We start from the raw sequence: 13,886 nt of genomic DNA, 5'->3' as shown, positions 1-13,886 counted from the left end.
TGCCATGAAACCCCGCACCACCGCCCGCCTCTATTGGACACTCACCCTTCTCTTTTGCCTGATGATGCTGGCCGACGGCGTGGCCGGCCTGATGCTGGAGAAAAACGGCCAGGAAGCCATGCGCCAGCTCGGCTATCCGCTCTACATCATGACCATCACGGGCGCGGCCAAAATCCTGGGCGCGCTGGCCCTGCTCCAGAACAAGTACCGCACCCTGAAGGAATGGGCTTTCGCTGGCTTCGCCATCGATTTTATCGGGGCGGCCGCATCGGTGGCATTTGCCGGCATGGGCTTCGTGGGTACAGTGCCGGCGTTGGTGATGACGGCGGTATTGTTCGGCATTTATTTCCTCTGGAAACAGTACCTCGCCACCGCCCGGCCAACGGTCCCGGCGGCCCAGCACGCCGGTGTTACTTACGCCATTTAGCCTACCATTTCTACTTGTTTTTCACACTTTTAACCCGCCTCTCCCCATGATGCATCTCAGCCCCTACCTCTTTTTCGACGGCAACTGCCGCGAGGTCCTCGCCTTTTACCAAAGCTGCCTGGGCGGCGAGCTCAACCTGATACGGTATGGCGATTCGCCGGCGGCGGCTCACATGCCGGCCGATGCCCAAAACAACATCATGCACGGCACGCTCACGGCCCACGGCTTCACCATCATGGCCTCCGATACGGGCAGAACGGACCGGACCCTTGCCACGGGCAACAATGTGCGCCTGAGCCTGCACTTCGACAACGACGCCGAAATTGAAACCACCTTTGCCCGGCTGGGCGAGGGTGGACAGGTCGTCGACCCGCTGGCCGATATGCCCTGGGGCGGTAAGTTCGGGACGCTTACCGACCAGTTTGGCATCAAATGGCTGTTCAATTTTCAGCGCACAGCAGCCGAATAACCAACTCCTAACTCCTGCATTATGAGCAAAGTAATTGCCGCCGAATACCTCACCCTGGATGGCGTGATGGAAAACCCCGCCTGGACGGCCCCTTATTTCAACGACGAGCTGGGCGAATTTCAGGGCGAGCTGATGGCTTCCAGCGACGCCCTGCTGCTGGGCCGCGTCACCTACGAGGCGTTTGCCGGGGCCTGGCCCAACATGCCCGACGCCCCCGGGGCCGCCCGCATGAACAGCATGCCCAAATACGTGGCCTCGCACACGCTGCAAACAGCCGCATGGAACGCCAGCATTATTCAGGGCGACGTGGCCGCCGAAGTAGCCCGGCTGAAGCAGGAGCCCGGCCAGAACCTGCTCGTCTACGGCAGCGGCCAGCTGGTGGAATACCTGCGCCAACACGGCCTGATTGACGAATACCGCCTCATGATTTTTCCGGTAGTGCTGGGCAACGGCAAGCGCCTTTTTGCGGAAGCCCCCACCGATTTCAAGCTAAAATCGTCGCACACCACCAGCACGGGCGTGCTGGTGCTCACCTACCAGCCGGCCACCGCCTGATTTTCATGGACTTCAAACTGGAACTCATCCCCGTGCCGGTGGCCGATATCGACCGCGCCAAAGCCTTTTACGTGGAGCAGGTCGGCTTTAAGCTCGACCACGACGTGCGCCCTAGCCCCGCGGTGCGCGTGGTGCAGCTCACGCCGTCGGGCTCGGGCTGCTCCATCGTGCTGGCCGCAGGGCTGGCGGGGCTGGCCATGCCGGCCGGCTCGCTGCGCGGCCTGCACCTGGTGGTGGCCGACATTGCCGAAGCGCGGGCCGCGCTGGCCGGCCGGGGCGTGGTAATGGGCGAAATTCAGGACATGGACGGAATTAAATTCTCCGCTTTCCAGGACCCCGACGGCAATACCTGGACCTTGCAGGAGATTCCGGGGCGGAAGTAGCGTGGACTCTGCGAGTCCGCGCTGGAGCGGACAGTTCGTACGATACGCGGACTCGCAGAGTCCACGCTACATGGCCACCGGCAGCGTAAACGAAAACGTGCTGCCGCTGCCCAGCTCGCTCTCTACCCACAGCCGGCCGCCCTGCGTGGTGATGAACTCGCGGGCAATGCTCAGGCCCAGGCCCGAGCCGCCGCGGTAGCCGCTTTTGTCGGGTAATTGGGCGAAGCGTTGAAAAATTTTCTCGTGGTGCTCGGGCGCGATGCCGGGGCCGTGGTCCTGCACGCTCACCTGCACGAAGGCACCCGCCAGGGCGGCCCGCACCGTGAGGGGCGCCCCCACCGGCGAGTAGCGAATGGCATTGGCCAGCAGGTTGATGAGCACCCAGGTGGTTTTTTCCACGTCGGCGCGGGCGGCGGGCAGGTTGGCGGGCTGCTGGATTTCCAGGCGCAATTGCTTGTCGGCGAGCTGGGGCTGCACGGTGGCGGTGGCAAAGCCGATGACATCGGCCAGGCTGGTGGGGCGCACGTCGAGCTGAATGCCCGCGCCCGCGTCGAGGCGCGACACGTCGAGTAGCTCGGCCACCATGCGCTGGAGGCGCTGGGTTTCCTGCCGGATGTAGCCGGTCACGCGCTGGCGCTCGTCGGCGGGCAGGCGCTCATCCTGGAGCAGCTTGGTGTTGAGGTTGATGCTGGAAAGCGGCGTTTTCAGCTCGTGCGATACGGTGGCGAGGAAGTTCGATTTCACCTGGTCGAGCTTCTTGAAATCGGACACGTTGCGCAGGGTGAGGATGTGGCCCACGAATTCGGTTTTTTCGGTGGCTTCGTTGAAGGACACCAAATCCTGCACCGCCAGGCGGTAAAACGCTTCCTCGCCGCGCTGGGCAATGTGCAGCAGCGGCGCTTCGGCCAGGGCGGCTTCGCGGTTGGGCGCATCCAGCGGCCGGAGCATGGCCTGAAACAGGTCGTTTTCGAGGCGCACGGTGGCGGCGGGGCGGCCCACGAGTTTCTCGACGGGCATGCCCAGCAGCTCGCACAGCACGGGGTTGGCCAGCAGAATGTGGCGGGTTTCATCGAGCAGCAGCAGGCCCTCGTCCAGCGTGTTCACGATGCTGGCGGCGCGGTTGCGCTCGGTTATCAGCTCGGCGGCGGTGGAGGTGCGGTACTCGCGCAGCTGGTCCAGCATGCGGTTGAAGGCGCGGGCCACCTGCCCGAATTCGTCGTGGCTTTCCTGCGGGATGCTGGCCGAAAAATCCCGCTCGGTGGCGTGGTTGAGGGCGGCCGTGAGCTTGCGCAGGGGCTGCACGGCGGCCTCGGGCACGCTGCTGGCTAGGGCCAGGGCCAGCAGTGCGGCCAGCGTGATGAAGATGAGCAGGTTGCGGTTGGCCTGGTCGGCGCGCTGGTTAGCGGCTTCGGTTTTGCGGTCCAGCGCGTCAGCGTTCAGGGCCATCATCTGGTAGGTGTAGCCGCCGAGGGTGTAGGGCTCGGCCGTGATGCCCAGCGGACTGGCCGGCCCGGTGGCCGCCGTGTGCCGCGCCTGCTGCTGGTGCAGCCGGAGCTGCTGCGTCAGGTTTTGCAGGTTGTCCACGATTTGCTGCTCGCCGGGCTCGGTCACGTTGCGGGCTTCCGCGGCCAGGGCGGCCGTGAAGGCCGCCGTGCCCGCCGTATCGGCCAGCGGCTGGCGCGCCAGCTGGTCGAGGCTTTTGAGCATCCGCAGGCCCAGGTTCACGGAGTATAAGTTGGCCTTGAGCACATCGCGTGAGCTACGGTCGAGCTGCCGCAGCGAATAGTACGCGTAGCCCCCGATGCTGAGCACCAGCAGCAGCATGGCCAGGAAACCCAGGTTGATTTTGGTTTTGAGGTTCATTTCACTGATTAATAACGGCGAAAACGGCTGTCATCCTGAGCGCAGCGCAGGACGACAGGAGGAAATCAATACGTCACCAGGTACACATCTAAATCACTGCTACTACCGGCCACGGCGCGCAGCAAATCCGACGTCACGCCGCGCCGGCTCAGCTGGCCCCACCAGCCCTTTTCACTGGTGATGCCGCAGACCAGTAGCGTAGCGTTTTTTTCCTGCGCCACCCGCCGGATGGCCGCCACAATGTCGTCGTCCTTCACCCGCAGAATCTGCGCGCCCAGTTCGGTGGCCAGTTGCAGGTTATTGAGCAGATGCCGCTGCGTGGCCAGTCCGATGCGGTCGGCGGTTTCGCGGCCGGTTTGCACGTAGAGCACGTACCAGGCGGCGGCCGAAAATCGGTCGGCCAGCCGCGAGGTCTTGCGGATGATTTCGCGGGCGGCTTTGTCGTTCGAGTTGATGCAGGCCAGCAGGCGGTCGTCGTTGCGGCGCTGTGGGGCCACGGCGGGCGCGCCGCCGGCCTCGGATTCCACCTGCCGGCCCAGTAGCTGGGCCACTTCGCGCACGGCCAGCCGCCGCAGCTGGAGCAGGTTCTCGGCCTGAAAAAAATTGGCCAGCGCGGTGGGCACCTTGGCCGGGTCGTAGATTTTGCCTTCCTCCAGGCGGGCGCGCAGCTCGCCCACGGTCAGGTCCACGTTCACCACCTCATCGGCGGTTTTCAGGAGCTGGTCGGGGATGCGCTCGGTCACGTCGGTGCCGGTTATTTTCAGCACCTGGTCGTGCAGGCTTTCGAGGTGCTGCACGTTCACGGCGGTTATCACCGAAATGCCCTGCTGCACCAGAAATTCCACGTCCTGCCAGCGCTTTTCGTGGCGCGAGCCGGGCACGTTGCTGTGGGCCAGCTCATCCACCACCACCACCTGCGGCCGGCGCTGAATGATGGCTTCCACATCCATTTCCTCCACGGCGTGGCCTTTGTAAAAAACCTGCTTGCGGGGCAGCAGGGGCACGTTTTTTAGTTCGGCCACGGTGCCGGCGCGACCGTGGGTTTCCACGTAGCCGATGAGCACGTCCACGCCGTGCTGGTGCAGGTCGTGGGCTTCCTGGAGCAGGCGGTAGGTTTTGCCCACGCCGGCGGCCAGGCCCAGGTACACCTTGAGCGTGCCGCGCCGCCGGGCCTGCACCAGGCGCAGGAACCGTTCGGCAGATTGGTCGCGGGAGTCGGTGGCGGGAGTCATGGCGTGGTGGAATATTTCATTGCCCGTCATGCAGAGCGCAGCGAAGCATCTTGCCCGCAGTAAGTAAACCAATCGATAGGATTAGTGGCGGCGAGCAAGATGCTTCGCTGCGCTCTGCATGACGTTCTTTTACTGTTCAATCAGCCCCTAAAACGCCAGCGCGATGCTCGTCGTCACGTTGCCATAGCTGCGGTTATCCGCATTATCGCTCCGCGCAAACACGCCCTTCATGCCGTTCAGATACCGGCCTTCGACCCGGAACGCCACGTTGCTGGTGGGCAGGTAATCTAGGTTGAGCGAGCCGCCGGTCACGCGAAAATCACTGTCCAGCGCGGCAGGCATGATGCTGCGGATGATGACGCCGCGCTCGGCGTAGTAGTACTCGCCGCGCAGCGTGGTCGACCATTTATCCGCCAGCTTGTACTTGATGAAGGCCGCCGCCGTGTGCCAAGTGTCGTACCGGGCTTTCGTGGCGCTTTGCTGCTTGCCCACATCAAACACCAGGGCCAGATTGGTGCGCTCCGAAGCCGCGTAGGTGATGTAAAAATCGTGGAAATAGCGCCGCCGAATGAGCGAGTCGGTGGGCTGCTCGTTGCCGTAGAACGTGCTGCTGTTGATGAGAATTTTGTCCGAGGGTTTCCACTGAATCTGGGTGCCGAGGGCTTTGGCCTGGTTGGTTTCGCGGATGTTCTGCCAGCCGTTCAGCACCAGTCCAGTCAGGGTCAGCTTGGGGCCAACTTCGTAGGTAAATCGCGCTCCGGATTCATAATAGGGCGAATTCTCCGCCATCACGGAGCGCGTCAGCGTCCAGTTATCCTTCGAAATGGCCGACTCGAACCCAATGTGCGAACCAAAAATCCCCATATCGAGCCAGGCTTTGGCAAAAGGCCGGAAGCCCGCGTAAGCCTCGTACACGTGCCGCAGCACGGGGTCCTCGGCCGCGTAGTTGGCGCTCACGTAGGTGCCGGCGTGCAGGCCTACGGCCCCGCGCACCTTGCCGTCATCGTAGCGCACGCCAATAAGGCCTTGGTTGATGGTAAACTCGTTCTGGCGGCCGTGCGAGTAGAGGAAGGCTTGGCGGTTGTTGCCATTGGCGTGGTCGAAATCGTAGCCGTAATAGGCATCTACGAAGCCGTAGGTGGTGATGGGACTAGGCGCGGCGGCGAGGGGCGCGGCCGGCGGGGGCACGGCCAGGGCCGGGTCGTTGGTGGGGGCCGTTTGGGCAGTGGCGGCCAGCGGCAGGGCCGCCAGCAGCAGGAAAGCAGAAAATTTCATCGGGTGGCTTTAGACAAAAGAAGCTATTGGGCGGCCAGCGCATCCAGCGCCAGGTTTAGTTGGAGCACGTTCACGTGGTCGGGGCCGAGGGTACCGGGCTCAATTTGCTCCTGCACCAGCGCCCGCACGCGGGCCTCGCTTAGCCGGCGCGCATGGGCCACGCGGGCCACCTGCACCATCGCGCCGGCAGGCGAAAGGTGCGGGTCGAGGCCTGAGCCGCTGGCCGTAAGCAGCTCAGCAGGCACGTCGGCGGCTTGCACGCCTGGGTTTTCGAGCAGGAAGGTATCGAGCCGGGCCTTCACGGTAGCCAAGTATTCGGGGTTGCTCGGGCCTTTGTTCGAGCCGGCGCTGGCGTCGGCATGGTAGTCGGCAGCCGAGGGGCGGGAACTGAAGTAGCTGGGCTTGTCGAACTTCTGGCCTACGTTGGCGAAGCCCACCACGCGGCCGTTTTTCGTGATTTGTTCGCCCTCGCCGTGGCCGGGCGCAACCTGGGCCACGGCCCACACCAGGGCGGGATAAAGCACGCAGCACACGACCACCAGGGCGAGGGTGAGGCGCAGGGCGGGAAGGAGTTGGGTTTTCATTTCAGAGGAGTTAATTGGGGAGTTCTACTTTCGATTACAAAAAAGCACCCACCAGTAAGTCAATAATTTTTATTCCAATAAAGGGCACCACCACCCCACCGAGGCCATAAATCAGCAGGTTGCGGCGGAGCAGGGCTGATGCGCCGACGGGCTTGTACGTCACGCCTTTCAGCGCCAGCGGCACCAGGGCCGGGATGATGATGGCGTTGAAAATGACGGCCGAGAGAATGGCCGACTGCGGCGACTTCAGCCCCATCACATTCAGCGCGCTCAGGGCCGGAATGGCCACCATGAACAGCGCCGGCACGATGGCGAAGTACTTGGCCACGTCGTTGGCGATGGAGAACGTGGTGAGTGTGCCCCGCGTCATCAGCAATTGCTTGCCGATTTCCACCACCTCGATGAGCTTGGTGGGGTCGTTATCGAGGTCGACCATGTTGCCGGCCTCCTTGGCGGCCTGGGTGCCCGAGTTCATGGCTACTCCCACGTCGGCCTGGGCCAGGGCGGGGGCGTCGTTGGTGCCGTCGCCCATCATGGCCACCAGCTTGCCCTGCTGCTGCTCGGCGCGGATGTACTGCATTTTGTCCTCCGGCTTGGCTTCGGCGATGAAGTCGTCGACGCCGGCTTTCTCCGCGATGAACTTTGCCGTGAGCGGGTTGTCGCCGGTCACCATCACCGTCTTGATGCCCATGGCGCGCAGCCGCGCAAACCGCTCCTGGATACCGGGCTTGATGATGTCCTGCAACTCGACCACGCCCAGCACCCGGTCGTTTTCGCTCAGCACCAGCGGGGTGCCGCCGTTGCTGGCCACCGTTTTCACGCGCTCGGCCACGTCGTCGTGGTAGGCGTGGCCGGCGGCTTCGGCCAGCTTGCGGATGGCATCGGCCGCGCCCTTGCGAATGCGGGTGCCGCCGGCCAGCGTGACGCCGCTACTGCGGGTTTCGGCCGTGAACTTGATGAGCTCGGCCCCATCTAAGCGACTTTTCAATTGCGCGGGGTCCACCTTGTTGTCGCGGGCCAGCTCCACAATGCTCTTGCCCTCCGGCGTTTCGTCGGTAAGGGAACTCACGGTGGCTTGCTCGATGAACTCCTGCATCGCCACGCCCGGCGCGGGCCAGAAGTGCGTGGCCTTGCGATTGCCGATGGTGATGGTACCGGTTTTGTCGAGCAGCAGTACATCGATGTCGCCGGCCGTTTCCACGGCTTTGCCGCTTTTGGTGATGACGTTGGCCCGCAAAGCCCGGTCCATGCCCGCGATGCCGATGGCCGAGAGCAGCCCGCCAATCGTGGTCGGAATCAAACACACGAACAGCGCGATAAACGAGGCCACGGCAATGGGCGTTTTCGAGTATTCGGCGAAGGGCTGCAGGGTGACGCACACAATCACGAACACCAGCGTGAAGCCCGCCAGCAGGATGGTGAGGGCAATTTCATTCGGCGTTTTCTGCCGCGAGGCGCCCTCCACCAGCGCAATCATCTTGTCGAGAAACGACTCGCCGGGGGCGGTGGTCACCTGCACCACGATGCGGTCGGAAAGCACCTTCGTGCCGCCCGTCACCGACGATTTGTCGCCGCCGGCTTCCCGAATCACCGGAGCCGACTCGCCGGTAATGGCCGACTCGTCGATGGTCGCCAGGCCCTCGATAATCTCGCCGTCGGTGGGAATAATCTCCCCGGCCTCGACCACGAAAACTTGCCCCTTTTGCAGCTGAGCCGATGAAACGGCCTGCATCTGACCGTTTTCAAGGCGCACGTTGGCGGGCGTGTCCTGCCGGGTTTTGCGGAGCGAATCGGCCTGGGCTTTGCCCCTCGCTTCGGCAATGGCCTCGGCGAAGTTGGCGAAAAGCAAGGTCAGGAACAGCACCACGAACACCGTGCAGTTGTAGCCGAAGCTGCCCTGCGCCGCATCGGGCTTGAACAACAGCCCGAGGGTGACGAAGAGCATCACCACCGTGCCGATTTCCACGGTGAACATCACCGGGTTGCGGAACATGGTGCGCGGGTTGAGCTTGACGAAGGCCTGGCCGACGGCTTCGCGAACCAGCGCGGGTTGAAAGAGGGATTGGGATTGAGTTGCCATTATTAGAAGTAGCAAATGGGAAGACCAGCGGGCAGTAGCGCGGACTTTGTAGTCCGCGTCCCCGCGCCGTTGAGTTTGTTCGGGTTTCCGCCGGGGACGCGGACTACAAAGTCCGCGCTACTGCCCGCCGGCCGCTAGTACAGCGTGAAATGCTCGGCCAGCGGCCCCAGCGCCAGGGCCGGGAAGAAGGCCAGCGCCGCGATAATCCAAATCACGAAGAAGACCATCACACCGAAGGTGGCGGTGTCGACGCGCAGGGTACCGGCGCTTTCGGGGATGAATTTCTTACGGGCCAGCAGGCCAGCAATGGCCACCGGGCCGATGATGGGCAGGTAGCGCGCCAGTATCATCACCACGCCGGTGCTGATGTTCCACCACGGCGTGTTGTCGCCCAGGCCCTCGAAGCCGGAGCCGTTGTTGGCGGCCGAGGACGTGAATTCGTAGAGCATTTCGGAGAAGCCGTGGTAGCCAGGGTTGGCCAGCCAGCCGGCGTATTCAGTAGGGTTGCCGGCGTAGAGATGGGCCGACATGGCCGTGCCCGTGAGGATGAGCAGCGGGTGCAATAGGGCCACGATGATGGCAATTTTCATCTCGCGGGCCTCAATCTTCTTACCCAGCAGCTCCGGGGTGCGCCCCACCATCAGCCCCGAGATGAACACGGCGATGATGACGAACACGAAGAAGTTGAGGAAGCCCACCCCCACGCCGCCGTAGAAGGCATTGGTCATCATGCCCAGCAGCTCGGCCATACCCGAGACGGGCATGTGCGAGTCGTGCATGGAGTTCACCGAGCCGCAGGAAATCACCGTGTTGGTGATGCCCCAGTAGGCCGAGGCCGCCGCGCCGAAGCGCACTTCCTTGCCCTCCATCGCGCCCAGGCGCTGGTCGGCGCCCATCTGCGTGATGGCGGGGTTGCCGTGCATCTCGTAGTACACCGTGGGCGCCAGCAGCATCAGGAAGCCCACCGTCATCACGCCCATCACCATGTACGACAGCCGGGGTCGCTTCAGGTAGTAGCCGAAGGCAAACACCATGGCCAGCGGAATGAGCACCAGCGCGAAGTTTTCCACCGCGTTGGTGAGGTAAGTGGGGTTTTCGAGCGGGTGGGCCGAGTTGGCCCCGAAGAAGCCGCCTCCGTTGGTGCCCAGCTCCTTGATGGCAATCATGGCGGCGGCCGGCCCGCGGCTCACGCTCACCGAGTCGCCCTGCACCGTTACGATGCTGGCCTTGCCACCCCAGTTCATGGGCGTGCCCTGGAATACGAGCACCAGCGCCACCGCCGTGGCAATGGGCAGCAGCACCCGAGTGATGCTCTTCACGAAGTAATTGTAGAAGTTGCCGAGCTTCTCAGTCGTGCCCTCCTGCAAGGCGTTGAACACCACCACGCAGGCGGCCATGCCGGTGGCGGCCGTCACGAATTGCAAAAAGGTGATGGCGAATAGCTGCGAGAAGTACGTCGCGCCCGACTCGCCCGAGTAGTGCTGCAGGTTGCAGTTCACTAGGAAGGAAATGGCCGTGTTGAAGGCCTGGTCGGGCGTCATGCTCGGGTTGTGGTCGGGGTTGAGCGGCAGACTGCCCTGGAAGCAGAACACCGCCATCGCCCAGATAAACCAGGCCAGGTTGATGGTGAGCAGCGCCCCCAGGTGCTGCTGCCAGGTCATGCCCCGGTTGGCGTCGATGCCGCCGGCCCGGAAGAGAAGCCGCTCCAGCGGGGCCAGGAAATCGGTCCAGCTCTTGTCGCCCCGGTAAATGGTGGCCAGGTAGCGGCCCAGCGGCAGCGCCAGCAGCATGGTGCTGCCGAAGATGACGAGGAGGCCGAGAAGTTCTTTGTTCATTGTGGTAAGGGGAATTGGGGAGCTCAGCATGACTGTTCCGGGGAGTTCAAATCAAAATTTCTCCGGTTTCAGCAGCACGTAGCAGAGGTAGCCAAACGTGGCCAGGGAAAGCAAAAGCAGGGCAAGCATCATGGCGATAGCGGCTAGGCGAGGGTGAGAAATCAGATGCGGTCGAAGAAATCGACCGAGCGATAGAAGAGCCAGAAGGCAGCCAGGCCTAAGGCGGAGAGTAGGACAATCAGCAGGAATGGATTCATCAGCGGGGATTTTGACAAGGTTGCCCAAGCCCTCTTGCCAATCGGAATCCACACTTAGCGAACAATGGATTGTTTTCTCACAACCAATTGATAATCAGCAAAAACTTTTACTTTCAATCCCAAATCCAAGTAGTTCAAACGCAAAAAACCGGGTCATTCTGACCCGGTGCGGCGGTCAGAATAACCCGGTTTTAAAAGCTGGGGCAGCGTGAGGGTCCGCCCACAACAGCTTACTTGATGTACTTCGCCAGAGCTGTTTTCAATTCTTCGCCGCGCAGGTTGGCGGCTACGATTTTACCGTTGGGGTCGACCAGGAAGTTCTGCGGGATGGCGCGCACGTGGTAGCGTTGGGCCGCGGCGTTTTGCCAACCTTGCAGGTCCGAAACCTGCGTCCAGGCCAACTGGTCATCCTGAATGGCTTTCAGCCACTTCTCGCGGCCATCTTCTTTATCAAGCGACACGCCCAGAATATCGAAGTTGCGGTTTTTATACTCGTTGTACACCTTTGTCACGGCCGGATTTTCGGCCCGGCAGGGGCCGCACCAGCTAGCCCAGAAATCAACCAGCACATACTTGCCCCGGTAGTCGGCCAAGCTCACGGTTTTGCCATCGGGCGTTTTCTGGCTGAAGGTTGGAGCCAGCTGGCCAACGGCTGTTTCTTTCAAGCCCTTCACCATTTCACCGTATTCGAGCCCTTGGGGGCTGTTTTTCAGGGCCGGACTGAATGCTTCGTAGAGTGGGGCCACAGTGGCGTACTGGGGCAGTTCCATCGACCGCATACCTGATAGAGCGTCCAAGCTGGCCCAGGAGTTGGGGTTGGCCTTGATGAAAGCGTAGTAGCCCTGCGCCATTTCCTTGTTGAAGCCCTCGAACTTGGCCTGCATGCGCGCACCAAACGCGGGGTCTTTTCGCTCCGCCTCGGTGGCTTTTTGAGCTTCAGCCCCGGCCGCACGCATTCTGTCCATCACCGGCTGCACGGCCGCCGTCAGCCGCAGGTAGTCGGCCATGGCCGGGCCGCCTTTGAAGGTGGCATGGGCCAGCGAATCCGGGCTGGTAATGGCCAGCGTGGTGGGTTCCAGAAAGATGCGGGCACGGTCGCCCATCGGCCCAAACAAGGTGGTCAGCCGGCCTTTGCGGCGAAACACCAGGGCGGCGGTACTGGGGGCGTCGACTGTGCCCTTTAACTCAAAAGCACCATTTTTCAAGGTTGCCGAGTCGGCAATCTGCAGGCCGCGCACCAAATAGATTTTGGCCGGCGCATTCAGGTTGCCGAGCTTTCCTTTGATGGTGTAGGCAAACGGCGTTTGGGCGACGGCCAGGCACGGCAGGGCCAATAGCGCAGCAAGTAGGTGCTTTCTCATAAAACTGACAGGGTAAAAGTGGAAGGAATCTCAGGCGGGAAGCCGGCCGAATATAGCCAACTTAATCACACTTATTTCCTAACGCTCAATGAGCTTCGATACGTATGCCAACCATGCATTAAATCCGTGCGACCCGAAATCTGCCGCTGGCTAGCCCACTCACAGCCCGTACTCCTGAATTTTACGATACAGCGTTTTAGTGCTGATGCCGAGCTGGCGGGCCGCTTCCATCTTATTGCCGCCGGTGTCGAGCAGCACCTGCCGAATCTGGCGTTTTTCCAAGGTGCGCAGGGTACGGTCGGCGGCCTCGTCGAGGCCGGGGGCGGACAGGATGTGGTGAAATTCGGGCGGCAGGTCGTCCACGGTCAGGGTGTCGCCATCGGCCAGGATGGCGGCGCGCTCCAGCACGTTCTTGAGTTCGCGCACGTTGCCGCGCCAGTCGTGGGCGCGCAGTTGGGCCAGCACCTCGGGGCCGAGGGCGCGCAGGCGGCGGCGCAGCTTGGCGGCGAAGAATTGCAGAAAATAGTTGGCCAGCTCGGGCACGTCGTCGCGCCGCTCGTTCAGGCCGGGCACGGGCACCGTGAACACGGCCAGGCGGTAGTACAAGTCGGGGCGGAAATGGCCGGCCTCGGCTTCCTGGCGCAGGTTGCGGTTGGTGGCGGCCACAATGCGGACATCGATGCTGGTGGGCCGGGTGTCGCCCAGCTTAGTAAACTGCCGCGTCTCCAGCACCCGCAGGAATTTGGCCTGCACGTTCAGCTCCAGCTCCCCTATCTCATCCAGGAAAATGGTGCCGCCGCTGGCTTCTTCCAGTAAACCCTTTTTATCGGCCAACGCCCCCGTAAAAGCCCCTTTTTTATAACCGAACAGCTCCGACTCCAGCAAATCCTTCGGGAAAGCCGAGCAGTTCACGGCCACAAACGGCTTGCTGCGACGCGCGCTGGCTTGGTGAATGGCTTGGGCAAATAGCTCCTTGCCCGCGCCGGTGGGGCCTTCCAGCAGCACGGTGCTGTCGGTGGGAGCGGCGCGCTGGGCCAGCTTTTTGGCCTGTTCCAAAGCGGGAGCGTGGCCAATCATGGAGTCGAAACTGTACTGGACGCCCACTTTTTTCTCCAAATCGGCCACGCGGCGTTGCAGGCGCGCTTTTTCGGCGGCGCGGTCTACTACCACGATGAGCTGGTCGTCGGAATCGCCTTTGGTGAGGTAGTCGAAGGCGCCTTCCTTCATGGCGCGCACACCGTCCGGAATCGTGCCGTAGGCCGTCATCAGCACTACTTCGGCCAGCGGGGCGAGGGCTTTGTAGCGGGGCAGCAGGTCGAGGCCGCGGCCGTCGGGCAGCTTCACGTCGCTCAGCACCACCAGGATTTCGTCGGCGTGCTCGCGCAGGGCTTCGAGGCCGCGCATGGCATCGGGGGCCTGGCGCACGGTGTAGCCCTCCAGCTCCAGGGTGCGAGCCACGGCCTGGCGCAGCATGGCTTCGTCGTCGATGAGTAGAATGGTGCCGGTGGGCATGGGCGGGGGCATAAAAGCGTGGGCGCAAAAGCCCGCCAAAGCTACGCCGGCCG

At 62.6% G+C, this 13,886-nt stretch carries 13 protein-coding genes; 4 read left to right on the top strand and 9 right to left on the bottom strand.

All coding sequences use genetic code 11. The annotated features are described in order from the left end of the window. Window positions 1-4: 4 nt before the first annotated feature. The 4 genes from ACYVM5_RS11635 to ACYVM5_RS11620 are packed head-to-tail and all read left to right on the top strand — an operon-like array spanning window position 5 to window position 1,834. Window positions 5-427 (top strand): DoxX family protein, encoded by a 423-nt coding sequence (locus ACYVM5_RS11635; protein ID WP_460618276.1) that lies wholly within the window; start codon window positions 5-7, stop codon window positions 425-427. A gap of 46 nt (window positions 428-473) precedes the next feature. Further along, entirely contained in the window at window positions 474-896 is a 423-nt protein-coding gene (locus ACYVM5_RS11630) for a VOC family protein (protein WP_460618275.1), read from the top strand. Between the two features lie 21 nt (window positions 897-917). Beyond that, window positions 918-1,451 carry a dihydrofolate reductase family protein gene (locus tag ACYVM5_RS11625; RefSeq protein ID WP_460618274.1) on the top strand — a complete coding sequence of 178 codons (534 nt, stop codon included), beginning with the start codon at window positions 918-920 and terminating at the stop codon, window positions 1,449-1,451. 5 nt (window positions 1,452-1,456) lie between these two features. Then, the gene (locus ACYVM5_RS11620) at window positions 1,457-1,834 is read left to right on the top strand and encodes a VOC family protein (protein WP_460618273.1); all 378 of its coding nucleotides are present in this window, start codon (window positions 1,457-1,459) and stop codon (window positions 1,832-1,834) included. A 66-nt stretch (window positions 1,835-1,900) separates the two neighbouring features. On the opposite strand, the gene ACYVM5_RS11615 is transcribed toward ACYVM5_RS11620, so the two are convergent. The 9 genes from ACYVM5_RS11615 to ACYVM5_RS11575 form a co-directional block, all read right to left on the bottom strand. Further along, a complete protein-coding gene (locus ACYVM5_RS11615; RefSeq protein WP_460618272.1) occupies window positions 1,901-3,697 on the bottom strand; it encodes a HAMP domain-containing sensor histidine kinase in 1,797 nt (598 codons plus the stop codon). A gap of 65 nt (window positions 3,698-3,762) precedes the next feature. Beyond that, the gene (locus ACYVM5_RS11610; protein ID WP_460618271.1) at window positions 3,763-4,929 is read right to left on the bottom strand and encodes a sensor protein KdpD; all 1,167 of its coding nucleotides are present in this window, start codon (window positions 4,927-4,929) and stop codon (window positions 3,763-3,765) included. A gap of 147 nt (window positions 4,930-5,076) precedes the next feature. Next, window positions 5,077-6,204 (bottom strand): porin, encoded by a 1,128-nt coding sequence (locus tag ACYVM5_RS11605; RefSeq protein WP_460618270.1) that lies wholly within the window; start codon window positions 6,202-6,204, stop codon window positions 5,077-5,079. 23 nt (window positions 6,205-6,227) lie between these two features. Next, complete coding sequence (gene kdpC / locus ACYVM5_RS11600; protein ID WP_460618269.1) at window positions 6,228-6,788, bottom strand: potassium-transporting ATPase subunit C; 561 nt, start codon at window positions 6,786-6,788, stop codon at window positions 6,228-6,230. A gap of 34 nt (window positions 6,789-6,822) precedes the next feature. Next, window positions 6,823-8,868 carry a potassium-transporting ATPase subunit KdpB gene (kdpB, locus tag ACYVM5_RS11595; RefSeq protein WP_460618268.1) on the bottom strand — a complete coding sequence of 682 codons (2,046 nt, stop codon included), beginning with the start codon at window positions 8,866-8,868 and terminating at the stop codon, window positions 6,823-6,825. A 134-nt stretch (window positions 8,869-9,002) separates the two neighbouring features. Beyond that, window positions 9,003-10,703, bottom strand: a complete 1,701-nt coding sequence (gene kdpA, locus ACYVM5_RS11590) for a potassium-transporting ATPase subunit KdpA (protein WP_460618267.1) — start codon at window positions 10,701-10,703, stop codon at window positions 9,003-9,005. Window positions 10,704-10,754: 51 nt separating this feature from the next. Then, window positions 10,755-10,832 carry a K(+)-transporting ATPase subunit F gene (kdpF, locus tag ACYVM5_RS11585; RefSeq protein WP_460610562.1) on the bottom strand — a complete coding sequence of 26 codons (78 nt, stop codon included), beginning with the start codon at window positions 10,830-10,832 and terminating at the stop codon, window positions 10,755-10,757. A gap of 358 nt (window positions 10,833-11,190) precedes the next feature. Next, the gene (locus ACYVM5_RS11580) at window positions 11,191-12,321 is read right to left on the bottom strand and encodes a redoxin domain-containing protein (RefSeq protein ID WP_460618266.1); all 1,131 of its coding nucleotides are present in this window, start codon (window positions 12,319-12,321) and stop codon (window positions 11,191-11,193) included. Between the two features lie 159 nt (window positions 12,322-12,480). After that, on the bottom strand, window positions 12,481-13,833 hold the full coding sequence (locus ACYVM5_RS11575; RefSeq protein ID WP_460618265.1) for a sigma-54-dependent transcriptional regulator: 1,353 nt from the start codon (window positions 13,831-13,833) through the stop codon (window positions 12,481-12,483). Window positions 13,834-13,886: the final 53 nt, after the last annotated feature.

The organism is Hymenobacter ruber, assembly GCF_054783255.1.
The sequence above is the reverse complement of the archived record's forward strand: the minus strand, read 5'-3'. Positions and strand labels throughout refer to the sequence as shown.